The 23,723-nt window shown below is 57.7% G+C and carries 19 protein-coding genes; 7 read left to right on the top strand and 12 right to left on the bottom strand.

Annotated elements, in window-relative coordinates:
* Nucleotides 1-2: 2 nt before the first annotated feature.
* Together AC2FGE_RS04685 and AC2FGE_RS04680 are read right to left on the bottom strand one after the other, a co-directional pair.
* Complete coding sequence (locus AC2FGE_RS04685) at nucleotides 3-881, bottom strand: encapsulin (RefSeq protein ID WP_496818041.1); 879 nt, start codon at nucleotides 879-881, stop codon at nucleotides 3-5.
* 25 nt (nucleotides 882-906) lie between these two features.
* Nucleotides 907-4,137: an adenylate/guanylate cyclase domain-containing protein gene (locus AC2FGE_RS04680; protein ID WP_496818040.1), complete on the bottom strand. Its 3,231-nt coding sequence runs from the start codon at nucleotides 4,135-4,137 to the stop codon at nucleotides 907-909.
* A gap of 335 nt (nucleotides 4,138-4,472) precedes the next feature.
* On the opposite strand from AC2FGE_RS04680, the gene AC2FGE_RS04675 reads away from it, so the two are divergent.
* From AC2FGE_RS04675 to AC2FGE_RS04665, 3 genes are read left to right on the top strand one after another with little or no spacing between them, the layout of a single operon-like run.
* A complete protein-coding gene (locus tag AC2FGE_RS04675; RefSeq protein WP_496818039.1) occupies nucleotides 4,473-6,062 on the top strand; it encodes a DUF4153 domain-containing protein in 1,590 nt (529 codons plus the stop codon).
* Nucleotides 6,063-6,075: 13 nt separating this feature from the next.
* Entirely contained in the window at nucleotides 6,076-6,768 is a 693-nt protein-coding gene (locus AC2FGE_RS04670) for a response regulator transcription factor (RefSeq protein WP_496818038.1), read from the top strand.
* On the top strand, nucleotides 6,753-8,297 hold the full coding sequence (locus AC2FGE_RS04665) for a sensor histidine kinase (protein ID WP_496818037.1): 1,545 nt from the start codon (nucleotides 6,753-6,755) through the stop codon (nucleotides 8,295-8,297). The genes AC2FGE_RS04670 and AC2FGE_RS04665 overlap by 16 nt, the downstream gene beginning before the upstream one ends.
* A gap of 20 nt (nucleotides 8,298-8,317) precedes the next feature.
* Here AC2FGE_RS04665 and AC2FGE_RS04660 read toward each other — a convergent pair whose 3' ends face one another.
* The 5 genes from AC2FGE_RS04660 to AC2FGE_RS04640 are packed head-to-tail and all read right to left on the bottom strand — an operon-like array spanning nucleotide 8,318 to nucleotide 13,173.
* Entirely contained in the window at nucleotides 8,318-9,781 is a 1,464-nt protein-coding gene (locus tag AC2FGE_RS04660; protein WP_496818036.1) for an aldehyde dehydrogenase, read from the bottom strand.
* 14 nt (nucleotides 9,782-9,795) lie between these two features.
* Complete coding sequence (locus tag AC2FGE_RS04655) at nucleotides 9,796-10,833, bottom strand: LLM class flavin-dependent oxidoreductase (RefSeq protein WP_496818035.1); 1,038 nt, start codon at nucleotides 10,831-10,833, stop codon at nucleotides 9,796-9,798.
* A gap of 6 nt (nucleotides 10,834-10,839) precedes the next feature.
* Nucleotides 10,840-11,775, bottom strand: coding sequence for a flavin reductase family protein (locus AC2FGE_RS04650; RefSeq protein WP_496818034.1), 936 nt, complete (start codon nucleotides 11,773-11,775; stop codon nucleotides 10,840-10,842).
* The gene (locus AC2FGE_RS04645) at nucleotides 11,772-12,599 is read right to left on the bottom strand and encodes an alpha/beta fold hydrolase (RefSeq protein WP_496818032.1); all 828 of its coding nucleotides are present in this window, start codon (nucleotides 12,597-12,599) and stop codon (nucleotides 11,772-11,774) included. The genes AC2FGE_RS04650 and AC2FGE_RS04645 overlap by 4 nt, the downstream gene beginning before the upstream one ends.
* Nucleotides 12,571-13,173 carry an amino acid synthesis family protein gene (locus AC2FGE_RS04640; protein WP_480544699.1) on the bottom strand — a complete coding sequence of 201 codons (603 nt, stop codon included), beginning with the start codon at nucleotides 13,171-13,173 and terminating at the stop codon, nucleotides 12,571-12,573. The genes AC2FGE_RS04645 and AC2FGE_RS04640 overlap by 29 nt, the downstream gene beginning before the upstream one ends.
* A gap of 121 nt (nucleotides 13,174-13,294) precedes the next feature.
* On the opposite strand from AC2FGE_RS04640, the gene AC2FGE_RS04635 reads away from it, so the two are divergent.
* Entirely contained in the window at nucleotides 13,295-13,954 is a 660-nt protein-coding gene (locus AC2FGE_RS04635; RefSeq protein ID WP_496818031.1) for a GntR family transcriptional regulator, read from the top strand.
* Between the two features lie 144 nt (nucleotides 13,955-14,098).
* Entirely contained in the window at nucleotides 14,099-15,133 is a 1,035-nt protein-coding gene (locus AC2FGE_RS04630) for a GlxA family transcriptional regulator (RefSeq protein WP_496818030.1), read from the top strand.
* Between the two features lie 7 nt (nucleotides 15,134-15,140).
* Here AC2FGE_RS04630 and AC2FGE_RS04625 read toward each other — a convergent pair whose 3' ends face one another.
* The 5 genes from AC2FGE_RS04625 to AC2FGE_RS04605 all read right to left on the bottom strand — a co-directional run bounded on the left by AC2FGE_RS04625 (nucleotide 15,141) and on the right by AC2FGE_RS04605 (nucleotide 21,202).
* A complete protein-coding gene (locus AC2FGE_RS04625; protein WP_496818029.1) occupies nucleotides 15,141-15,713 on the bottom strand; it encodes a sarcosine oxidase subunit gamma in 573 nt (190 codons plus the stop codon).
* Nucleotides 15,706-18,666: a sarcosine oxidase subunit alpha family protein gene (locus tag AC2FGE_RS04620; RefSeq protein WP_496818027.1), complete on the bottom strand. Its 2,961-nt coding sequence runs from the start codon at nucleotides 18,664-18,666 to the stop codon at nucleotides 15,706-15,708. The genes AC2FGE_RS04625 and AC2FGE_RS04620 overlap by 8 nt, the downstream gene beginning before the upstream one ends.
* Nucleotides 18,663-18,950 carry a sarcosine oxidase subunit delta gene (locus AC2FGE_RS04615; RefSeq protein ID WP_496818026.1) on the bottom strand — a complete coding sequence of 96 codons (288 nt, stop codon included), beginning with the start codon at nucleotides 18,948-18,950 and terminating at the stop codon, nucleotides 18,663-18,665. Before AC2FGE_RS04615 ends, AC2FGE_RS04620 begins: the two co-directional genes overlap by 4 nt.
* A 12-nt stretch (nucleotides 18,951-18,962) precedes the next feature.
* Nucleotides 18,963-20,213, bottom strand: a complete 1,251-nt coding sequence (locus AC2FGE_RS04610) for a sarcosine oxidase subunit beta family protein (protein ID WP_496818025.1) — start codon at nucleotides 20,211-20,213, stop codon at nucleotides 18,963-18,965.
* Nucleotides 20,214-20,329: 116 nt separating this feature from the next.
* Nucleotides 20,330-21,202 carry a LysR family transcriptional regulator gene (locus AC2FGE_RS04605; RefSeq protein WP_496818024.1) on the bottom strand — a complete coding sequence of 291 codons (873 nt, stop codon included), beginning with the start codon at nucleotides 21,200-21,202 and terminating at the stop codon, nucleotides 20,330-20,332.
* 99 nt (nucleotides 21,203-21,301) lie between these two features.
* On the opposite strand from AC2FGE_RS04605, the gene AC2FGE_RS04600 reads away from it, so the two are divergent.
* A complete protein-coding gene (locus tag AC2FGE_RS04600; protein WP_496818023.1) occupies nucleotides 21,302-22,747 on the top strand; it encodes an aldehyde dehydrogenase family protein in 1,446 nt (481 codons plus the stop codon).
* Nucleotides 22,747-23,721, top strand: coding sequence for a membrane dipeptidase (locus AC2FGE_RS04595; protein WP_496818295.1), 975 nt, complete (start codon nucleotides 22,747-22,749; stop codon nucleotides 23,719-23,721). The genes AC2FGE_RS04600 and AC2FGE_RS04595 overlap by 1 nt, the downstream gene beginning before the upstream one ends.
* Nucleotides 23,722-23,723 lie beyond the last annotated feature (2 nt).

The following is a 23,723-nucleotide window of genomic DNA, read 5'->3' as shown; positions in this document are numbered from 1 at the left end:
GATCAGAACGAGATTGTGGTGACGGCCTCGCCTTCTTTGACCCTCAGGCGGAATTTCTGCTGCACACGGAAGATATTGTCACCATCGGCCGAAGTTTGCAGATATTTCACCGAGATATCCGATGGCACCACGATCTCAATCGGTGCACCCTGCAGCGAGACCAGTATGGCCTTGTCCTCTGGAATGGCGCTCGAGCGCAGCAGCGGACCATCCAGGAACGGCAGGATGCTGTCGCGCGGCAGAACCATCGAGTTTGGCAAAGGCGTCGTGATCGCCCGGAACAGGGTGTTGCCCATCACACAGGCAAACGGCCCCAGATGTCCTTCGGTTTCCAGTTTGTTGATCCCTGCAACAACCGCCTGAAAGACCTCGTCTCCGGTGGGTGTGGCTCCGGCTTTGGTGCCGGTGGTCGGGTTTTTTGCCCCTTCTTGCAACAGGCCATCATACTTGCCACCACCGCTGACGGTATAGACCTCGGGCAGTTTCTCGGGGCCTACTGGGGTCGGGCCTTTACCCGTTCCCGGTTGGCCGTTGAAAATGATCTGATCTTCGACGCGGGCAACAACGGCTGCTGCGCGGCGAAACATGATCTGTGCCGCAGACAATTCAGGATCCGACATCTGGGCGTTTTTCAGATAAACATTGACTGACACCGTCGACAGTCGGGTTGTGTCATAGTCATTCACCACAAAGCGCTTGGCGGCCCCACCCGGCGATGGGGACAGTTCAAGACTGTTCAGGGGAACGGCCTGGGTGTCGGCGGGCAGAGGGCCATAGAGCGGCAGAAAGCTGGCTGCAACGCGTGCGCGCAGCGCCTCATCATGCACAACCTGACTTACAGTACTCCACTGCTCCTGACTCCAATCAAGTGCTTCGGTCATCAAAAATCCCTCCTGTTGGGACTGCTCAAATAATATTGGCAGCTTTATCAATTGTTGTTTCAGCGCTCAGCGTTTCCAACAGCCGCCGGGCACGATCTTCTAATACAATGGCACCAGTATCTTTGGCCAATTGTAGCGCAGTTTCCGCCTCGGACATAGCTTTGTCTATGTCACCCAGGGCGGCAAAGGCCTTAGCCCGGACGCGGTGATATTCAGGTTTGTTTAGCAGCTCTCCTCGGGTCCATCCGGGTTGGCAAATACGTTCAAGCCGGTCCAGGGCCGGTTCGATATGGCCATGATCGATTTGCAGTTCGGACAAAACGATCTGATTTTGCGGAAAGGTAAAGTTGCCACCCGCGTTCGAGACCATGTCCATATAGGTCTCAACCCGCGTCACGCCGCCGTTGACATCGCCCATTCCGGCCTGCGCAAGGCCCATATAGATGTCCTGCATCGCATGCAGATACAGAAACCCTTCTTCATCCGCGATCTGGCGGGCTTCTTTCATCGTTTTGTCCATCCGTTCCCATTCACCCGCATAGGGCAGGAACATTGAACAGGCGCCCATGATGTAAACCAGATTGGGTGCGTGTTTCAGGGATCGGCTAATTTCGATCGATTCCAGACGGGCGGCTTCGGCCTCGTCAAACTGGCCCAATTGCCACAACAGGCAACCCCGGATCGCATGCAAGGATGCAGCGGTCGAGGATTGGGTCATCGGAAGCGTCGCCGCATCCAGTTCCGGCGAGATCAGATCAAGCCCCCGGGTAACCTGAGCTTGGCATGCTTCGAAATCACCCTGGAAATAGTGCGTGAAACTCAGTGCGCGCGCTGCAAGAACGTTGGTCACAGGATCCTTGGCAACACTTGCCATTCCATCAAGCGCCTGCCCCATTTCCATCGCTCGATTCATTTCGCCAGCTACGAAGAAATGGGTCCAGCGGCAGAAAGTGGCCGCAAACAGCGTTTCGCCATCGCCAAGTGCCCGCGCCAGTTCCATGGCGCGCGCCGCGGTTTGGGCAACCTGATCCGAGGACCAGCCGTAGATCGCCATATAGGCGGGCAGTACGTTCATTTGAACGCGCAATTCCAGCCCATCCCGTTCGGCGGCACCTGGCAGTGTTTCGATGTTCCGCAGTGCGGCCCGGAAGGCGGAGATGGCAGGCAGGTTCGCAAGCCGCGAGAGGGCCTGTTCCCCGGCAGTGATCCAATGCGTCACCGCCTCATCGTTCAGCCCGCCAAGATCGCAGTGGTGTGCAACCGTATCCGGGGCGGGTGTGCCAAAGGCCTTATTGCCGTCCAACAGGGCCTGAGCAATCTTCAGATGGATCTTCTCACGGTCATCACGCAGCAGTGAGCTATAGGCGGTATCCTGAACAAGCGCGTGGTTAAAGGTGTAAGTGGCAGTGCCTGCCTTGTTTGTGGCCAGTACCAGCCCAGCGGCCATCAATTGTATAAGCGCGGAATCGACATCTGTGTCATCCGGTGCAACGGCGCGGATCATCGGCGCGGTGAAGCTGCGGCCGATCACCGATCCAAGCTGTGCAATCGGTTTCGCATTTTCCATGCGGTCAAGACGTGACATTAGCGAATCTTGCAGGGTCGTCGGGATGCTCAGGGCATCCAGAACAGCGGTATCGATCGGCGCGTCCTGTGGCAGCTGATCCAGAACGGCCTTGGTCATTTCCTCGATATAAAGCGGAACGCCGTCCGCCTTTTCGATGATCTGCCTGATCAGGATCACCGGCAGGCTGCGCGGTTCCGCTACGCGACGCACCAGTTCAGAGGCCTCGGTTTTGCCCAGCGGGGTCAAGTCGATGAACTCTGCCCGACCGATGAAATGCTCGGGCGGTTGGTATTCAGGGCGGTGTGACATGACCACAAGGATCGGGAATTGTTCCAAAACGCCGAACAGCGCATCCAGCGCGTCCAGTGTTGTGGCGTCCGCCCAATGCACATCTTCCAATACCAGCAGCATCGAGCCGTTGTAGTCGCAGATGCTGGCCGTACATCGGATCAACATGTCCAAAGACATGCGCGCCTTTTTCATCGGGTCGGATTCGATTGGAGCTTCTGTGGCGAGGCCTGCAAGGTCCACCAACAGGGGAACATCCGCTTCGGTCAGTCGGGATGAGCGTTCAGCAAACTTCGAGATCGCAGCGCGAATGTCTGTTTCATCAGAGCCATGGCGTGACAGGCTGCGTAGCTTTCCCTGAAGCGGATGCAGCGGCAAACTGGCCAGATGCGGCACACATTGCAACGTAATGGGTTCAGTGCCCAGCGTCTCGGAAAGTGACTTTATTAAACGCGATTTGCCAATTCCCGGCGCACCGCCAACAAAGGCCAATTGACCCGTGCCAGCCTTGGCACGCTCCCACAGGTCCGTCAGCGTTGACAGATGGTTCTGTCGAGAAACCAGCGTCACGGCCGATGGCCCTGAACGCGCATCAAAGCGGCTGGATGACAGTGTCTCGGACACCACGCGATACACGGTGCGTTCGTTCTGAAACCCTTTGAGTTCGTGACTGCCGCGCGGCTCGAATTCGAACGTGCCTTTGGTCAGCTGCTGCGTTTCCGAAGAAACGATTACCTCGCCCGGATTGGCAAGGCCTTGCAGGCGCGAGGCCAGGTTTGCAGTTTCACCGACAAGAAAGTCTTCGGTGCCCAGGCTTTTTGAGGTGACAACACCCACAACGACAAGGCCCGTGGCAATACCCGCGCGCAAATTCAGGTTTTCGCCGAATGTCGTATCCAGATTCTGTACGGCTTCGATGGTTTCCAGCACGGCCCGGACCGCGCGTTCGGCATCATCTTCCATCGCTTTGGGGTAGCCGAAATACATCATGATCCCATCGCCCTGGCGATACGCCAAATGGCAACCATGCCGCTTCATCGTGCCGATAGCGGTATCCAGATACAGCGTCATGATCTGCATCAGTTCTTCTGGATCATAACGCTGAGCCAGTTGGGTTGACCCCACCAGATCGCAAAACACCAGGGTCAATTGGCGCCGCTCGGCCACGCGGGAAACCTGGGGGTCGTCCGCAATATCCAGTGTTTTCAATGCGATCTGAGCTTGGCGAAAGCGCTTTCGCTGACCAACTGTAAGGCCTAGATCGCGCAGATCAGGGTCGGTCAGATCGTCGAGAATGTCATCCGAGACTTCTTCTTCAGCAAAACGGGGTAAAAACTCTTCCAGCCCGGCCTGGGCAAGGACTTTCCCAAGACGGGTTGAATGGGTGACAAGTTTTGTCATGACCCCTCGCCCATTTTAATGTCCCCCTGCTGACGCTCGCTCTTTGCGCCAGAATATCGGCAATACCCCACCGAATCCATATTATTGGAAGAGCGTACTTCCAAACGTGTCGACGTATCTTGCAGAAGTTACAGGAAATTTCCAGAGTTTAAGTTACGCGAACGTCAATTCACTAAATTTTAGTGACTTATGTATCGACGCTATTCGCTGTTCCCGTATCGATCCCGATTCTGCTGTAAGCCAAGGTCAGGATGCCCGGGTTTGCGCTGGCCAAACTATCATCCCCGGCCTGCACGAAACCTGCACGAAAGCCCCTCGATCCCTACGCACACGGATTGGCAAAGCTGCATTTGGCACGGGCAGGTTTGCTGACAATCAGACTGGCAATCAAGGGGCAGAACATGAGGCAGGAACTGATCATCCAAGGCGTTCCGGACCGCATCAAACGCGATGCATGGTGGTTGGAAACGATCATCACACCACAAGGGGATCACCATCGCAGCACAAAGCCGGATGGCCCATTGCTCAGCTTGGTTCGTGTGCAGCATGCAATCCCGTTGCTGGCGGCGCTGGTCACGCTGGCGGACTGGTTGTTCTGGAAGCAACCATTGGGCATCTCTGTCGCTGTGTTTGCGCTGGTCTTGTCAGCTGCGATCATGTTTGCCAAACGCGAACGGCCCAGCGGATTAGAATGGATCTGGGCGATCGGATTTGCCGTTTTGTGCAATCTGCCGGTGGCGATTGATCTGCAATTCCTGTCGATGCTGTTCAGCCTGGGCGGCGTTATCTGTCTGGCGGTTTGGGTTATCTATGGCGGGAAGTCGAACGAAGGCGGAGCAATGCGGTTGGCGTTCCGCTTGCCGACCATTGGCGCTGCTTTACTGATCCGAGACGTTCTGTCAGAAAAACACGATGTCAACTTGGGCACGGGCCTGCGCAACCACGCAGCGTCACTGCTGTTGCCGCTGATCATGGGGGTGGTGTTTCTGGCCTTATTGGCCAGTGCGAACCCGGTGCTTGAAAACGTGATTGAGGCGCTTGATCCAGGGTATCTGCTAGCAAGAGAGTTCTGGCTAAGGGTCTTGTTCTGGGGCATATGTGCCTGTCTGATCTGGCCTTATCTGAACCTTAGCGACCCGTGGCTGGGTCCAAGGACCCGCCAACCTGTTGCTCCGATGGCCGGGCCTGCCCGATCCGCTTTCTTGATCAACCCGGCATCTGTGCGCAACTCGCTGATGCTGTTCAATCTTCTGTTTCTTGTGCAAACGGTCATGGACCTCGGTATCCTAACCGGTGGCGTGGCGCTACCAGAGGGGATGAGCTATGCAACCTATGCCCATCGGGGCGCCTATCCCTTGGTCGTGACCGCCTTGCTGGCAGGGTTGTTTACGCTGGCAACCCATTCCATGATCAAAACCGACGCAACGCTGCGGGTGCTGGTCTATTTGTGGCTTGCGCAGAATGTGTTTCTGGTGGTGACTGCGGCCTTTCGATTGCAATTCTACGTTGAGGCTTACGCACTGACCCATTTGCGGGTCGCCGCCTTCATCTGGATGGCGCTGGTGATGGTTGGGCTGGTTCTGACCCTGTTGCAAATCCACCTGGGTCAAACCCGCGCCTGGCTACTGCGGCGGTGCTGTGTGGCAACACTGGTCACATTATATGTCTGTTGCTTCGTAAATTTTGCTGCGATCATTGCCAACTACAACCTGCATCACGGCGATGTAGCCTTGCGCGATGACTACTACGTTTGCAACCTGGGCACCGATGCTTATCCCACCATCCACGCCTACGAGCTTGAGACCAACCAACAGCTGTGTGGCAGACCGATGCGCTACGCGCTAAACCGAAACCGTATCGACACGTGGCGTGAATGGGGCTTTCGGACATGGCGAATCCAAGCCTATTATCAGCAACACATCTAAAGGACCGCGTTTGATGCCCTCTCGCATTCTTGTCGTCGATGACGACCCCAACATCCTGGACGTGACCGGGATCGCGGTTGAAAAAGCCGGTTACGAGACGCTGTTTGCCACCGACGGGGTCACAGCGATCCAAAGCAGCCAAACAGAAAACCCTGACCTGATCGTTCTGGACATTGGTCTGCCCGAAAAAGACGGGTTGGAAGTGTGCCGCGAAATCCGCAAATCCTCGGATGTGCCGATCCTGTTCCTGACGGCGCGAGATGATGAGGTTGATCGGATTGTCGGCCTGGAAATCGGCGCTGATGACTATCTGACCAAACCATTCTCGCCGCGCGAACTTGTGGCACGTATCCGGGCCATCCTGAAACGCACCGGATCATCCAATCCGCCGCCAGAGCAGGGGCTGACACATGGCGAACTGACGCTTGACCCAGACCGTCATCTCTGTCGGTTTGGCGCGACTGACGTGGCGTTGACAGGGTCAGAATTCAGATTGCTGGCCACGTTGATGGCCCGTCCTGATCACGTTCTGTCACGCGCACAACTGGTGGATGCGCTTTATGGCTACAACATCCATGTCTCGGATCGGACCATCGACAGTCATATCCGCAACATACGGGCCAAGTTGACAGCTGTCGGATGCGCCGAAGGGATCGTGACTGTGCATGGTGTCGGCCTCAGGATGGGCCCATGCACACCCAGTTAGCGCGCAGATGGCGGCCCCGGCTTTGGACTGTGGTTCTGTTGGTGCTGGGGATTGTCCTGTGTCTGCCCTTTGCCGGGCTGATCCTGTTTCGGTTCTACGACAGCCAACTGGTGCAACAAACCGAAGAAAGCCTGCTGTCCCAAGCGGCGGTGATGTCTGCCACCTTTGCCGAGCTTTATGCCGAGCAAACAGCATCTCAATCGTCCGACGCGGCATCAAACATCACCTATGATCCTGTTTTCCCGTCCCTGTCGGTCAATCGTGAAACGATCCTTCCACCGCGCCCGGATGCCACACAGGTATCCGCATCGTCTGGGCGCGAGTATCAGGCGATCGCTGCGCCACTGACCCGTATTTCGGACGCTGCACAAGCGCGCACGTTAGCAGGGTATCGGTTTCTGGACACCGACGGCAATGTCTTTGCCGGTACTGCCGAGATCGGCAAAGGACTGGGCCATGTAACCGAGGTGCAGCTTGCTTTGTCAGGCGAAACAGCCTCGGTCGCGCGGACCCGGCTGCGTGAGGACAGGCCCCCTGCCCTCTATACTCTGAGCCGCGGCGCGCGGGTGAGGGTGTTTGTGGCGATGCCAGTTTATAGTGGCGAGACGCTGATTGGCGCGGTCTATCTCAGCCGAACCCCGAACCATATCTTCCGCTTTCTCTATGGCGAACGGTTCAATCTGATCAAGGCCGCCGCCTTTGTTGCGCTGTCGACCGCTCTGATCGGCTATGTTTTCTGGCGCTTCATCACGCAGCCCATTCGCCTGTTGATCCAACGTAGCCAATCCGCCGGGTATGGCGGCCAACCATGGGAGCCGCCAGATCAACTGGGCACACTTGAGCTCGAGGAGCTGAGCCGCAGCTTTCAATCCCTGACCGAGCGTCTGCAAAGCAAGCAGGATGCGCTCAAGACTTATACAGCCCATGTGACTCATGAGCTGAAATCGCCCCTCACCGCGCTGAAGGGCGCGGCCGAGCTGTTGCGCGATGATGATTTGCCCAAATCCCAAAAGCACAGGCTTTTGGATGCCGTGGACAATAGCAGCACACGGATGGAAGATTTGCTATCCAACATGCGCGCCTTCAGCCTGGCCGATCAAAGCGCCCTGACCGGGACCTGTTGTCTGGACGATCTCGCGCCCGAGCTATGGCAGGCCTTTCCACAACTGGCGCTGGAGATTGAAGACAGCACCCAGCCTCTGCCGGTCGACAAAAGCACCCTATCGATCATGCTGACCCATCTGTTGCAAAACGCGCATCAGCATGGCGCAGGCCGTGTGCGCCTGAGCGTCAATCAAGCGGGTGATAAGACTGCACTTTGTATCGACGACGATGGGCCGGGGATCAGTGAGGGGAATATTGAAAAAGTGCTGCAACCCTTTTTCACAACACGCCGGGAAAGCGGAGGCACTGGCATGGGCCTGAACATTGTTAAAGCTACCGCCGAGGCGGTCGATGCAGAACTAAGCGTAGGTTCAAGCGAGGAAGGGGCTTGTTTCGTCATCACATTCGATCAGAAACCTGCCTGAACGTTTGGGCGCGCGCGTGATCAACGCATGACAAACGGATCCGGGATGGGGTCGTCGCTGGTGCGCAGCCAGACGGATTTGATCTTGGTGTAGTCCAGCGCCGCTTGCAGGCCACCCTCGCGCCCATGACCGGACAGGCCGTGGCCCCCGAACGGGGCGATGGGGCTGACGGCGCGATATGTATTGACCCAGACGATGCCCGAACGAATGGCGCGGATCATGCGGTGCGCACGTGTCAGGTTCTGCGTGAACAGGCCCGAGGCCAGGCCGAACTGTGTATCGTTGGCAATGGCGATGGCTTCAGCCTCGGTCTCGAACGAAACAACCGACAGGACCGGGCCGAAGAATTCGTTTGTCAGGCTATCAGCATCCGGCACGTCCGAACAATCCATAATAGTGGGTGGAAAATAGAAGCCATCCCGGTCAATCGGGTGCCCACCAGTGATCAGCCTGGCCCCCTGTGCAATTGAGCGCTGGATCAGGTCGACCGCGTGATCGCGCTGGCGCAAGGTGCAAAGCGGACCAACCTCGGTACCCATGTCATCGGGCGCGCCGATCACGACCGCTTCGGCCTTGATTTTGAGCCGTGAAAGGAATTCGTCTTTGATCGAGGCCTGTATTACCAGCCGCGAACCCGCCACACAGCTTTGCCCGGTTGCCGCGAATATCCCCGACACCTGCGCATTCACCGCGCTTTCGATATCGGCATCCTCGAACACGATGAACGGTGATTTGCCACCCAGTTCCAGAGAGGTCGAGGCCAGGTTTTCAGACGAGTTCCGAACGATATGGCGCGCCGTCTCTGGCCCGCCGGTAAAGGCAACATGCGCCACTTTCGGGTGACTGGTCAGTGTGGCGCCGACGACCGGTCCTCCGGTGATGACGTTCAGCACGCCTTTCGGAAAGCCCGCCTGATCGAAGATGCGGGCAAATTCCAGCATCGGGGCTGGCCCCTCTTCAGAGGCTTTCAGCACAACCGTACACCCTGCCGCCAAGGCAGGGCCGATTTTAACCGCCGATAGGAACAGTTGTGAATTCCACGGCACCACAGCGGCCACAACGCCAATGGGTTCACGGCGCAGCCAGACCTCCATATCCGGTTTGTCGATGGGCAGATGCGCGCCTTCGATCTTGTCCGCCAGCCCGGCATAGTAGCGAAAATAGTCGGCCACATAGGCGATCTGGGCCGCGGTTTCACGGATGATCTTGCCAGTGTCTCGCGTTTCAAGCTCAGCCAAACGCGGGGCGTTTTCCGCGATTAGATCAGCCAGCTGGTACAGCAGCTTTCCCCGCGCCGTTGCCGTCATCCCGGCCCATTCGGTCGAGAAAAACGCACGTTCTGCGGCCTCAACAGCCCAATTGACATCTTCTGCGCTGGCTGCGGGCATCTGTGCCCAAACCGCACCGGTCGCCGGGTTCAGACTGTCAAACTGCTCCGCGCCATCCGAGAACATACCGCCAATATACTGTTGAAACTGCTGCATCTTTCGGCACCTACCTATTGAAACGCGGGCATGACGTCTTTGATAAACCGCTCAAGCGAGGCTTTCTTGCGCTCGAACGGCATGCTGGAATCGATCCAGAACGAATATTCGTCATACCCCAACGCCTGGTAATTGCGCAGACGGTCGATCACGCTGTCAACCGTGCCAATGACCAGATCGCGTTCAATGCTTTCAGGGGAATAAAACGGATGCGCCGCGATTTCTTCGTCGCTGAGCGGATCGATCAGGCCTTGTCTGATTTCGCGTTTGTTCATGAACCAGGCACCGAAATAGTTATAAAAACGGTTCAGCTCGACGGCCGCCTGTTTCACATCAGCCTCATCGCTGGCCACATAAGTGTGCATCAGCAGCATGATGCGCGGGCGCGGGATGTCGGGAAACTTGGCGCAGGCGTCGTTGAACTTGGACATCAGGCTCGTGACCTCTTTATCGCCGTTCCACAGCGGGGTCACCTGCACGTTGCAGCCATTTGATACCGCAAACTCGTGGCTGTTCGGATCACGTGCGGCTACCCAAATCGGGGGGCCATCCTGTTGCACAGGTTTCGGAGCCGCGGTTGTTTTGGGGAATTCAAAATACTCGCCTTTATGTTCGTAATCCCCTTGCCACAGGTTCTGAACGACAGGGATCAATTCGCGCATCCGCTGCCCGGCTTCCCAGGCATCCATACCCGGCATCAGGCGCTCATACTCAAAGCTGTAGGCCCCACGCGCGATACCCAGATCCAGACGGCCATCCGTGATGATATCCGTCATTGCCGCCTCACCCGCCAGTCGGATCGGGTGCCAGAAGGGTGCGATGATCGTACCCGTGCCCAGCCTCACGTTTTTGGTATGGCGCGCCACATCGACCAGATTCAGGAACGGGTTCGGCGCGATGGTGAAATTCATCCCGTGATGTTCACCAGTCCAGACTGCGTGCATGCCACCGTCATCAGCGATTTTGCACAGCTGGATGAACTCATCATATAACTGTTTCTGGTCCTGATCTTCCGAGATTCGTTCCATATGCGCAAAGAGCGAGAATTTCATGCGCCTTTACCTCCTGCCGGACAGCGGCTTGACCTCGCCGCTGACCTCATTGCCGTAATACACCCCAAAGTTCCCGATCTGGCTTTCTGCCGCAAACCGCTCCAACATAGTGCAGAGTGCCGGGTCAGAGACTTCCATCAGGGTCGAGTCGGTGATCTCGGTGAAAACACCATTTGCCGGATTGCCGCTATCGGCCTGACACAGGAACGAGATATGTTGCTGTTTGCGCGCTTCGTCCTGAAAGACAGAATAGATGAACCCGGGCTCGGCATGGATGCCGCTGTCCCGGATCAGCTGCGCCAGAGCAGCGTTTGCACCACCCGCCACATCATCTGTTTTAGGAATGGTCAGGTGGCCGTTCCCATCATCTTGCAGCAGGATTTTTCCATCCCGCTCGATCAGGGCGGACACCACCATGTCGGATCGTTTGCTGAGTGCCCGCGCCTCGGCCGCAGGGGTCACATAGGCCCCGCGCGCATAGCCCAGACCCGGCGCGATATCCTGTTCAAAGGCTTTGACCTGACCGATCAGGATCAGGTGATCGCCCGCATCAACCGTCTTGTGCATCGCGCAATCAAACCAGGCACAGACGCCGCCCAAAATGGGCGACCCATGGGGCCCCGGCTGCCAGTCAACGGTTGCAAACCGATCCTCGACCGGGCGGGCAAAGGTATTGGACACCTCGATTTGTGCCTCGGACAGGATGTTAACTGCAAATTGCTTCGTTGCGGCGAAGCTCTCGTAGTTGCTGGAGGTATTGGCCAGACAGACCAGAACTAAGGGCGGGTCCAGCGAGACCGAGGTGAAAGAGTTCGCGGTGAAGCCCAGCGGATTTCCCGCACTGTCGTGAGTGGTGACAACGGTCACCCCGGTCATGAAACTGCCAAAGGCGGCACGCAAGGCACGCGGGTCATCCAGTGTGCTTGGGTCAAATTCAATCATGTCAGCACGTCCTGCTCGGCGGGCACATGAAGCCAGTCAACCAACGCCTTATTGACGTCATCTGGAGCGGTCAGGTTCACCATATGCCTGTGGGTTTTGATGGTGACAGCATGCCCATTGGGGGTCGCGCTGGCCATCGCTTGCGACATTGCCGGGGTGGAGTTAGGATCGCCTTCGCCCGTCAAAGCCAGCATGGGACAGCGGATTTTGTCAAACCGATCTGCATACAGGGCATCACCACGGGCAAACGCGCCATAGGCCGTTGCGTAGCCGTCGATGTTAACCTCGGATAACCACAAAGCTACATCCCTTCGGGCGGCTTGTTCTGCGGGTGTATCGCCAAACCAGCGTTGCAAGGGGGTTTCCAGGTCAAATGATCCGGCTTTGATCTGTTCGGCCCGCGCGACGACTGACTCTCTGGCGGTCGCATCGCGGCAGAACACGCCGTTCAACAGGGCAACACGCACCACCCGATCAGGGTGATCAATGGCGAAACCGCCCGCGATCAATGCACCCATAGAATGCCCCACCAGGCTCACCTGCTGCAGCCCGAGCGCGTCCAACACGGCACCCAACCAGGCAACAAAGTCCGGCAATTCCGAGTTTGCAAAGATCGGATCACTGCCTCCATGTCCCGGCATATCCAATGCAATCACGTGATGGGTGTTCGACAGCGCTTCGATCTGCGGGGCCCAGGCTGCGGATTGCATACCAACGCCGTGGATCAGCACCAGTGGTACGTGCTTTCCCGCGTGGGCTTGCCCCGCCTCAAGGCATGAGACCTGCCCAAACGGTTTAGACAGCTGCAGGATTGTCGACGTCATGCCCCAATTCCTTCAGATCCTGATACCGGTCGCCAATGCGGTGATGCGGTCGGCCGCCGATCGAGGCCCCTAATGCGATCATGATCTCATCTGGTGCGGGGGCATCTGCCACCTGCAGCTGAATGGTCAGGTAGTGGCTACGCCGCCCACCATCATTCTTGTCCATCAGCGGGATTTGCATCGCGGCATTGGCCGGACCGCGTGTGTTGGTGAATGCCAGATAGGATTTCGCGCCCACGGCCTCGCGGTAGAAATTGCCAAACCGCAGCGTGTGGATCAGGGCCGAGCCGTGCTCGACCTCGCCATTCACGCCGACAATCGCGGCTTTGCCATAGCCTTCGACCTTGTCACCACCGCCAGCAGCCTCCAGCACCATATCGGTCAGCATCTTACCCAATCCCGGCGCGCAATCGTGGATCTCGGGCTTTAGGTCGTCCACAAAACCGCGCCCGGCCCAGGGGTTTCTGATGACTGCAACGGCAGCAATCATCTTCAGCGGGGTTTCCGCCACCTTCCCCCCTTCGATCAGGGTGTTTTCGACATGCAGCAGGGTTTTGCGGATTTCGGCGGGCATGTGGTTGGTCCTTGCGATTCGATATAGAAGAAGATGGTATACCATCATACCACCTGTCAATCATACCTTGTGTGGAAATCGCCAAACCGCTACTGCTTTGGCTATGGCAGCATCGAAACTGATGAAAATAGATCACCCCCCGGCCACCTTGCGCGACATGGTGCAAGAACGGATGCGCGAGGCGATCATCGAAGGCGCGTTCGAGCCAGGTGAACGGCTGGTGGAACGTCCGCTTTGTGATCAATTGGGCGTCAGCCGGACAGTGGTGCGGGAAACCATCCGGTATCTCGAAGCTGAGGGCCTGGTGGAGATTCTGCCAGGGCGCGGACCGATCGTGGCGATCATGACTTGGGACGATGCACGTCAAATCTATGACATCCGCCGCATGCTGGAAACTGCCGCAGCCGAGAACTGCGCACGTAACATGACATCGGAACGTGAAAAGGCACTAAACCAGGCGCTGGATCGCCTCAGACGTGGGTTCAAGGACAACACGTCTGGTGCTGTGTTTCGCGCCACGGCAGATTTCTATTCCCAGATTTTTGACGGCGCGGGGCATCACATCGCTTGGGATATTGTCCAGCGCCTGAACGGCCGGATCAGCCGTTTGCGCATGTTGACCCTGTCGTCGAGCGACCGGGATCAGCCGGGCATCATTCATATGGAACAGATTTGCGATGCGATTGTTTCGGGCAACCCAGCCGCCGCCCGCAAAGCGGTTGAACGGCATCTGGATGACACCACAAAGATCGCGGAACGGCTGTTTACTTCAGACGCATAACCCACAGCCATCGTTTCACTGTAATACATCACTTGCTGGCCTGTTGTTTGAAGATACTCTTGAACCGAGAGTTTTTTGAATCTAGCTCTGAAAAAGGCATGATCCTTTGGGGGAAGCCCTCGGCTACAAACAACGGAGGCTGACATGTCCCAGACGGCGCCACCCCTGAAAGACCTTGGCTTAGAAGGGCGTGATGAGATTTCTGTCGGTTTTCTTCTACTTCCCAGCTTTCCGATGGCCTGCCTGTCATCTGTGATCGAACCACTGCGCGCGGCCAATGAAATCGCGCAGAGAAAGCTGTTTGTCTGGACACTCTATTCCGAGGATGGCGCATCGGTCGATTGCAGCGCAGGCATTCAGTTTCAAGCTGGTGGCGCGCTGAAAGACATTGAAAGCATTGATTTTCTTGTTGTCCTGTCCGAGCCCGACGGGCAATTCAATGCGCAGAATGACGTGTCCGCCAAGCTGCGCTATCTGTCGCGCCATGGCACCAGACTATGCGCAATCAGTGGAGGGGTCTTTCCACTGGCCAAGTCCGGTGTTCTGGACGGGCAAACCTGTTCTGTCCATTGGCTTTATCGCACCGCGTTCGAAAGTGCGTTTCCGCAGATCGCTGTCAGTGATGATGTGATTGCAGTGAACCAGCGTAGCTTTACAGCCTCTGGCGCGGCAGCGGCCTTTGATCTGACTTTGCATATGATCGAAACCACGCTGGGTGACGCAATCATGACCGAGGTGGCCTGCTGGTTTCAGCATCCCGCGATCCGCAGCCCGAACATCCGCCAGAAAACCCCTACCTTTCAAACCGATGAAACCGCCGATCATCTGCCAAACGTGGTCTCACATGCGGTTCGGCTGTTTTCCGAGAATCTTGAGTTTCCACTGACAACGCGAGAGATCGCGCAGCAAGTTGGCGTATCGGCCCGCCATCTGGAGCGCAGTTTTCGCCAAGCGGTAGGCAAAAGCCCTGGCGAATATTACCGGCAGCTGCGCCTGCGCGCAGCGCGGCAGCTGGTGATCTATACGCAGGATTCGCTCACATCCATTGCGCAGGCGGTTGGGTATACAAACCCAACCTCAATGTCGCGGCAATATACAGAGCAGTTTGGCGCCTCGCCCCGGCAGGATCGCCAGGCGCGCAACCAATTCAGGCATACGCGCGACAGCTTCCTGCACTGAATGCCATTCAGCGCGCAGAGATGGAGTGCGCCACCTCTTCCAACGCATGATAGAGCGAACCCGCCGAAGACCTTGGCCCAAAAACTGCAAAACGTGTTCCGGCCTCGATGCACCACAAATAGCAACCGATGTGGTGGATCGCGCAACGCGCCGCCTTCTGTGCCTGCATGGTGCGAATATCCATGTTGCACAGCCGCTCGAACAGATCGCAGGCAGACGGTCCGGTTACATCAAAACGGCACCAGCCATCGGTTTGCTCGACCACCGAGGCCGTGTCCTGCATGGCAGATTTGAGGTCTGCGGCTATTGTCTGATGTGAAACATAGCTGGCGTCGATCATCCAACTGTCGGGGCCAATCCAAAAGGCGGAATAAGGTGACCCTGCCACTGCGCAGCCCGGTTCAGGAAGTGTGATCCCCAATACGTCTCTTACCCGTTTGGCAAATTCCGCATCCTGGCCCAACCGCATTGACAAAGAAGCCAAAGCGCGGTCGGCAACCTCGGTCAGGGTGATATCGCCGATGGTCGACACATTAGGGTTGCTCGCGCCCAGTGCGGTGATGGCTTTGAGTTTATGCACGAAGACGCTCCCCTTCCGGATCGACAAAATGGGCGCTGACAACCTCAACTTCGGTCTCAACCCCTTCCAGCGGATTGACCAGGCGCATGACTTCTCCCATCCGTTCAGCCCCGTTTTTCAGGAAACCGAGCCCAATCGATGATCCCAGATTTGGCGAATACGCGGCCGAGGTGACATAGCCCTGATCATGGGCCGCATCGACCGGCCCGCCCTTGTTCATCAGATGTCCGCCAGCGGCAATCGTTTGTGTCGCGTTCACCGGTTTCAGACCGACCAGCCGCAACGCGTCCGGTTCGTTTAGCCCACCCCGTTCGCTGAGCGTGTTGCCGATACAGTCCTTCTTTTTGCTGACCATCCGCCCCAGGCCGAGGTTCAACGCCGTCGTTGTTCCGTTGATTTCATTGCCCGTGGCGTGGCCTTTTTCGATCCGCAAGACACCCAAGGCTTCGGTGCCGTAAGGGGTTGCGTCAAACTCTTCACCTGCCTCCATCAGCGCCCGGATCAGTGCATCGCCATAACGGGTAGGCACGGCGATTTCGTAGGCCAGCTCACCACTGAACGAGATGCGGAACAGTCGCGCGCGGCAGCCGCCGCAAACCGTGATTTCGCCGCAGGCCATGAAGGGGAAGGCGTCGTTTGAGATGTCAAACTCGGCATCAACCAGCTTTTGCAACAGTTTGCGCGAATTCGGCCCCGCAACGGCATATTGCGCCCACGCCTCGGTGGTCGAAATCAACTGCACATCCAGATCGGGCCAGAGACATTGCCGCGCGAATTCCATTTGGCGATAGACCAATACCGCGTTCGCCGTAGTTGTTGTGACCACGAAATGGTCCTCGGCAAAGCGCGCGGCGGTGCCGTCGTCATAGGCGATCCCATCCTCGCGCAGCATCAGGCCGTAGCGCACTTTGCCCACCGGCAGTTTGGCAAACCCGTTCGCGTAAATCTTGTTCAAAAATTCCGCCGCATCCGCGCCCTGAACATCGATCTTGCCCAGCGTGGTCACATCGCACACACCGACCGACTTGCGGGTGGCCAGCACCTCGCGATCCACCGACTGCCGCCAATGGGTTTCACCCTTGCGCGGATACCATTGTGCACGCAGCCAGTCTCCAACCTCGGTGAAGACCGCGCCTTGTTCAACTGCCCATTTATGGCTGGGGGTCTTGCGGGTTGGATGGAAATGCTCGCCGACCGCTCGGCCAGCCAGCGTGCCCATCGCAACCGGGGTATAAGGCGGGCGGAAGATCGTCGTGCCGGTTTCGGGGATCGACTTGCCTGTCATCTCGGCCATCACCGCCAGGCCGCCCATGTTGGAAGTTTTGCCCTGGTCCGTCGCCATCCCAAGGGTCGTATAGCGTTTCAGATGCTCGACCGAGACAAAATTTTCTTGATGCGCCAGCTTCACATCCTTGACGGTCACGTCGTTCTGCTGGTCGATCCAGGCGCGGCCTTTGCTGTCTTTCACATACCAGAACGGTTGCAGATTGACCGGCGCATCCTCAGCCTCTGGCAGGTCACTCGGCGCGGCCTGAATGTCCAGATCGGCCAGCGCGTCTACCGCGCGCGCAGCGCCAGTTTCCAACGCCCCATGGGTGGAAAGCACACCAGCCGCTGCACCGGCAACCGACATCCCAACCGGCAGCGTTTCACCCGGCACGAAGGCGGCCAGAGCCTCGTTCCATTGCGGGCGCCCGCGCTGATGGCAGGTCAGATGCACATTCGGGTTCCAACCGCCGGAGACAGCCAAAGCGCCGCAGATGATCTCGCGGGTAAAGCCTTGCGCCGTGCGGATTGTGATTGTGTCCAGACCCAGGCGGCCCTTGCTGCCAATAACCTGCGCCCCTGCGACACACTCGGTGCCGTCAATCGCGGGCGCATCGGCTCGTGTATCGATCACAGCCGCAACTTTAACGCCTTTCGCCATAAGATCCGCAGCCGTTCTGTGCCCGTCGTCATTGTTTGTGAACACAGCGACACGCTCATGCGGCGTCACCGCCCATCGATTGGCATAGGATCGTACAGCCCCTGCCATCATGATCCCGGGCCGGTCATTGTTCGGGAAGGCGATGGGACGCTCGGTAGCGCCCGCGCACAGCACTGCCCGCTTCGAGTAAATCCGCCAGAAGATCTGACGCGGCTCTGCCGCACCGGGTTGTGGTTTGTGGTCAGCCACGCGTTCGACCGCACCGTAAATGCCGTGGTCAAACGCCCCGATAACTGTTGTGCGTGGCAACAGGCGGACATTGCCCATGGACATCAATTCGGCCACGGCTTGGGCAGCCCAATCCGAACCGGCCATTTCACCAATGGCGAAGCTTTCGGAATTCAACCGCCCGCCGAGGGCGAAATCCTCATCCGCCAGAATGACCCGTGCGCCGGCACGACCAGCCGTCAGGGCGGCAGACAGACCCGCAGGACCAGCCCCGATCACCAGCAGATCGCAATGCAGAAAACCCTTGTCATAAACGTCCGGGTCATCATCACCCGACACGCTGCCCAGCCCAGCGGCGCGGCGGATGATGGGCTCATAAAGCTTTTCCCAGAACGCCTTGGGCCACATGAAGGTTTTGTAGTAGAAGCCAGCAGTCAGGAAATTGCTGAACAGATCATTCACAGCCATCACGTCGTGCTGCAATGAAGGCCAGCGGTTCTGAGACTGTGCCTCTAGCCCGTCATACAGCTCAGCCACGGTTGCGCGCGTATTCGGCTCCTGCCGCCCACCTTGGCGCAGTTCGACCAGCGCGTTGGGTTCTTCAGATCCTGCGGTCAGCACTCCGCGCGGGCGGTGGTATTTGAACGACCGGCCCATCAGACGTACGCCATTGGCTAACAATGCCGAAGCAAGCGTATCGCCGGCAAGACCCTGATAGTTTTGACCATCAAAGGTGAAGTTCAGGCTTTGTCCGTGGTCAACCAGACCACCTTTCAATCGATTGATCTGTCCGCTCATCTGCCGCGCCCCTGTGCCCGGGCCACGTCGCGGGCCAGTTCAACTTTGGTAATTTCATGTGTCAGCGTGTTGCGCGTGACAACCAGCCAAGACCGGTCACCTTGCTCGTGATACCAAAGCTCACGATGCTCACCTGCCGGGTTGTCGCGCAGATAGAGGTAGTCATGAAACGCTTCGGCCGCGTTGTCCGCTTGCCAGTCAGGGCGATCAATCATTGCAGCGTCGCCCAGATAGGTGAATTCCTGCGCATCACGAGGACCCAAGTGAGGGTGATTAATGATCATCTTTAAACTCCCTCAGTGCAGGTTGGGCTGCGCGCCCATCCCTTTTTCATCGATCATGTGACCGGTGCGGAACCGATCCAGCCGATAGGCGGTTGCCACTTCATGCGGGCGGTCGGTGGATAACAGGTGCGCAAAACACCAGCCCGAGGCCGGGGTCGCCTTGAACCCGCCATAGCACCAGCCGCCATTGAAATAGAGCCCGTCTATCCCGGTGCGGTCGATAAAGGGTGAGCCGTCCATCGACATATCCATTATACCTCCCCAAGCCCTCAAAAGGCGCACACGGCCCAGGGCCGGGATCAGTGAGATACCGCTTTCGATCACATCTTCGATCACTGGCAGGTTTCCCCGCTGCGCGTAGGTATTATACATGTCGATGTCGCCACCAAAGACCAGCCCACCCTTGTCGGACTGGCTGCAATAGAAATGCCCGGCACCATAGGTGATCACGCCATCAATCAGCGGTTTCAGCCCTTCCGACACAAATGCCTGCAGCACATGGCTTTCGATGGGCAGGCGCATGCCCGCTTTCTCCATCACTCGGCTGGACGAACCCGCAACGGCCACGCCGACTTTCTTGGCCCCGATATATCCGCGCGAGGTCTCGACACCCTGAACCCTGCCGTTTTCAATACGGAAACCGGTGACCTCGCAATTCTGAATGATGTCCACTCCGCGCATATCTGCGCCGCGCGCATAGCCCCAAGCCACCGCATCATGGCGTACCGTGCCGCCGCGCCGGTGCAACAGGCCGCCCTTGATTGGGAACCGCGCATTGCTGAAGTTCAGGAACGGGTACATCGCCCGGACGCCCTCGGTATCCAGCAATTCGGCATCCGAGCCGTTCAGGATCATCGCGTTGCCACGCCGCCGCGCCGCATCGCGCTGCGCGTCGGTATGCACAAGATTTAGAATGCCGCGCTGGCTGACCATGGCGTTGAAGTTGAAATCCTGCTCCAACCCTTCCCACAGTTTCAGCGAGAACTCATAGAACGGCTCATTCCCGTCCAGCAAATAGTTCGAGCGGATAATGGTCGTGTTGCGCCCGACATTCCCGCCACCGATCCAGCCTTTTTCCAGCACCGCGATCCGGGCTTCTCCAAATTCTTTCGCCAGATAGTAAGCCGTGGCCAGCCCGTGGCCACCGCCGCCCACGATGATGATATCATAGTCGCTTTTGGGCTCGGGATCGCGCCAGGCTGGTCGCCAGCCTTTGTGCCCTGTCAACGCTTCTTTAATGATCCGAAATCCGGAATACTGCATGGCTCACTCGTGTCAGTTTGATGACAAGATGCGCGATTCGAAGCGATCCGGCTTAGATGAAATGCGGTGTAGACTTGTCTTTTTGCGACCTGATGTCGGAACGCGGGGTCTTCGCCTCAACCCAGATTCTGACTCAGAATAAAGGCGCTGCATTCGTTGGTCAGCTGTTTGAACCGCGATTTTTCTTTCTTGTACAAATAGACTTGGCGCTTGTCCGGCAGATCAGACAGCAGACGGAACGCAGTGGTTTCCGGGATGAAGCGCGCGACAGTTTGGGGCAATATGGTGACCCATTTTCCGGTACGAACCATGGTGATCAGCGAATGAGTGTTGTGAATGGTGACCTCGGCATCGGCGATGGCTTTCACGAATTTTGGGGTCTGGATCAGATCGCACAGCGCATTGCGCACGAATGAGGCCGCAATCACATCCTCAACCGTGGGCAGTTCGGGCTGGGCCATCAGCGGATGATCCGAGGCACAGACCAAGCCAAACTGATCTTCGAACAATGGGATCGCATTGATGCCTTTGAGCGGGTGGAAACCCGATGCGATGCCAATATCGGCTTTGCCTTCGGATAGCGCGTCCAGCACCTGTTGCGTGTCCGTATCCCGCAGCTCGACCTTTACGCCCGGAAACCGCTGCGTCATATGTTCTAGAACCGACGGGAAGATCAGCGCCGCAACCGAAGGCACCGAGGCGATACGGATCAGCCCGTGCGAGGCATCCGCCGCCGCTTCGATCGATTGTACGGTCTGGTCGAACTGACGCACCTGTTTCTGGGAAATCTCGAACACCTGCTCGCCAAGCGCGGACAGATGGTTCTTACGCTCACCAACAAATAGTTTCTTGCCCAGGTGGCTTTCGAACTGCTTGAGGGTCATCGAAACAGCAGATTGCGTGCGCCCCAGCCTGTCGGCAGCTTCGGACAGGTTGCCCGTTTGCGCAACTGCACAGAAACAGCGCAGCATTTCAATTTTTATTGCCATATTTCAGCTTTTCTGAAGTTGGGTCAATTTATTTGAGTTTGACTGATATCGCCTATCGAGTCCATTCTGCAACAAACTTTCTTTGACCTGGGGCCCATTGTGACCAATCTGAACCTGATCGCCGGCGAATGGCTGGCTGGCGAAAGCGAAATCGAAAACCGCAACCCGTCTGATCTGACCGATGTGATCGGACATTACGCGCAGGCCAGTGCCGATCAGCTGGAGGCGACGCTGGATCAGGCACGTGCAGCGCAGACGGAATGGGCCGCCTACGGGCTGGAGCGCAAGCAGGCCGTGCTGATGAATATTGGCAATGAACTGATGGCCCGCGCCGAAGAGTTGGGCACCCTGCTCAGCCGCGAAGAAGGCAAGCCGCTGGCCGAAGGCAAGGGCGAAGTGTTCCGGGCCGGGCAGTTCTTTACCTACTATGCTGCTGAATGCCTGCGCCAGATTGGCGAGAATGCTGATTCCGTGCGCCCGGATATCGAAATTGACGTGCGCCGCGAAGCCGTTGGCGTTGTCGCCGTGATCAGCCCATGGAACTTTCCAACCGCAACCGCGTCTTGGAAAATTGCGCCTGCACTTTGCTATGGCAACGCGGTGGTCTGGAAGCCTGCCAACATCACCCCGGCTTCGGCCGTCGCGCTGACCGAGATCATCAATCGTCAGGACATTCCCAAGGGTCTGTTCAGCCTTGTGATGGGCTCGGGCCGGTCGGTCGGGCAACGGTTGGTGGAAAGCCCCAAGGTCAACGCCATCTCGTTCACCGGGTCGGTTCCGGTGGGCAAAGGAATCGCTTCCGCAGCCATTCAGAACCTGACCAAAGTGCAGATGGAGATGGGGTCCAAGAACGCGCTGGCCGTGATGGATGACGCCGATCTCGACCTTGCCGTCTCGCTGGCCTTAGGTGGCGCCTTTGGGGGCACCGGTCAGAAATGCACGGCCTCATCGCGCCTGATCGTTCATTCGGCCATTCACGATGCGTTTGTTGAAAAACTGGTCGCGGGTACGCAGGCGATGAAGGTTGGTCACGCGCTGGAAGACGGCACGCAGATGGGCCCCGTTGTCAGCGAACAGCAGTTGTCGGAAAACCTGGCTTATGTTGATCTGGGCAAATCCGAAGGGGCTGAGTTGGCCTGTGGCGGCCAGCGCTTGGACATGGCGCATGACGGCTACTACATGAGCCCCGGCGTGTTCCTGAACACCACCAATGACATGCGTATCAACCGGGAAGAAATGTTCGCGCCGCTGACCTCGGTCATCAAGGTTAGCAGCTATGATGAGGCGCTGGCCACGGTCAATGACACAAACTTCGGACTGACCTCGGGCATCGTCACACAGAACCTGGCGCGCGCCACTCATTTCCGCCGCAACGCCCGCACCGGGGTTGTGACCGTGAACCTGCCGACGGCGGGCACGGACTACCACGTACCCTTTGGCGGACGCGGCGACAGTTCGTACGGCCCGCGCGAACAAGGCAAGGCAGCGGCCGAGTTCTATACCACAGTCAAAACCGCCTATATCAGCGCTGGAAAGCCGATGTGATGCGGATCGACGGGCTGCAATACGCCAATTGGTCGGAAAAGATCTTTCGGCAATTGCGCGAAGGTGGCGTGGACGCGATCCATGTCACCATCGCCTATCATGAGAATTTCCGCGAAACGGTTCTGAACTTTGAAAAGTGGAACCGCTGGTTCGAGCAATATCCGGACCTGATCATGAAAGGGCAATGGGCCAGCGACATCGACACAGCGCGGGAAACCGGGCGCACGGCAGTGTTCTTTGGTTTTCAGAACCCCTCACCCATCGAAGACGACATCGGTCTGGTCGAAATCGTGCATACGCTTGGCGCGCGTTTCATGCAGCTGACCTATAACAACCAGTCCCTGCTGGCGACGGGTTGCTATGAAGCAGAAGATACCGGCATCACCCGCATGGGCAAGCAGGTGATTAAAGAAATGAACCGCGTAGGTCTTGTTGTCGACATGAGCCATTCGGCGGATCGGTCGACGATTGAGGCCGCCGATCTGTCCGAGCGTCCCATCGCCATCACGCACGCGAACCCGCATGATTGGTCGCCCGCTCTGCGCAATAAGCGTGACGACGTGATCCGTGCGGTGACAGAAAATGGTGGAATGCTCGGCTTTTCGGTCTACCCTCATCACCTGAAAGATAAATCAGACTGTACGCTCGAAAGCTTCTGCGAAATGATCGCGCGAACGGCTGAGAAATTCGGCGCCGAACATCTGGGGATCGGTACCGACCTGTGCCAGGACCAGCCCGACAGCGTAGTCGAATGGATGCGCGTTGGTCGCTGGACCAAGGAAATTGACTATGGTGAAGGGTCGGCCAGCAACGCAGGCTTCCCCCCGATGCCTGGCTGGTTCCGCGACAACCGCGACTTTGGCAACATCGAGGACGGGTTGCGTGCAACCGGTCTGAACAGTGACGAAGTGGCCGGAATCATGGGAGGCAACTGGTACAGGTTCTTTGCTGAAAACTTCGTCGCTCAGGGGTAGCT

The organism is Ruegeria sp. YTSA075, assembly GCF_059610245.1.
This window is presented reverse-complemented; position numbering and strand designations above follow the sequence as displayed.

What these genes read in the sequence shown, in the direction of transcription:
- AC2FGE_RS04595 (WP_496818295.1), top strand. Translation starts at nt 22,747, where the DNA reads ATGCGGATCGACGGGCTGCAATACGCCAATTGGTCGGAAAAGATCTTT.
- AC2FGE_RS04620 (WP_496818027.1), bottom strand. Translation starts at nt 18,666, where the DNA reads ATGAGCGGACAGATCAATCGATTGAAAGGTGGTCTGGTTGACCACGGA.
- AC2FGE_RS04635 (WP_496818031.1), top strand. Translation starts at nt 13,295, where the DNA reads ATGAAAATAGATCACCCCCCGGCCACCTTGCGCGACATGGTGCAAGAA.
- AC2FGE_RS04665 (WP_496818037.1), top strand. Translation starts at nt 6,753, where the DNA reads ATGCACACCCAGTTAGCGCGCAGATGGCGGCCCCGGCTTTGGACTGTG.
- AC2FGE_RS04670 (WP_496818038.1), top strand. Translation starts at nt 6,076, where the DNA reads ATGCCCTCTCGCATTCTTGTCGTCGATGACGACCCCAACATCCTGGAC.
- AC2FGE_RS04645 (WP_496818032.1), bottom strand. Translation starts at nt 12,599, where the DNA reads ATGACGTCGACAATCCTGCAGCTGTCTAAACCGTTTGGGCAGGTCTCA.
- AC2FGE_RS04605 (WP_496818024.1), bottom strand. Translation starts at nt 21,202, where the DNA reads ATGGCAATAAAAATTGAAATGCTGCGCTGTTTCTGTGCAGTTGCGCAA.
- AC2FGE_RS04685 (WP_496818041.1), bottom strand. Translation starts at nt 881, where the DNA reads ATGACCGAAGCACTTGATTGGAGTCAGGAGCAGTGGAGTACTGTAAGT.
- AC2FGE_RS04655 (WP_496818035.1), bottom strand. Translation starts at nt 10,833, where the DNA reads ATGAAATTCTCGCTCTTTGCGCATATGGAACGAATCTCGGAAGATCAG.
- AC2FGE_RS04610 (WP_496818025.1), bottom strand. Translation starts at nt 20,213, where the DNA reads ATGCAGTATTCCGGATTTCGGATCATTAAAGAAGCGTTGACAGGGCAC.
- AC2FGE_RS04680 (WP_496818040.1), bottom strand. Translation starts at nt 4,137, where the DNA reads ATGACAAAACTTGTCACCCATTCAACCCGTCTTGGGAAAGTCCTTGCC.
- AC2FGE_RS04660 (WP_496818036.1), bottom strand. Translation starts at nt 9,781, where the DNA reads ATGCAGCAGTTTCAACAGTATATTGGCGGTATGTTCTCGGATGGCGCG.
- AC2FGE_RS04640 (WP_480544699.1), bottom strand. Translation starts at nt 13,173, where the DNA reads ATGCCCGCCGAAATCCGCAAAACCCTGCTGCATGTCGAAAACACCCTG.
- AC2FGE_RS04650 (WP_496818034.1), bottom strand. Translation starts at nt 11,775, where the DNA reads ATGATTGAATTTGACCCAAGCACACTGGATGACCCGCGTGCCTTGCGT.
- AC2FGE_RS04615 (WP_496818026.1), bottom strand. Translation starts at nt 18,950, where the DNA reads ATGATCATTAATCACCCTCACTTGGGTCCTCGTGATGCGCAGGAATTC.
- AC2FGE_RS04630 (WP_496818030.1), top strand. Translation starts at nt 14,099, where the DNA reads ATGTCCCAGACGGCGCCACCCCTGAAAGACCTTGGCTTAGAAGGGCGT.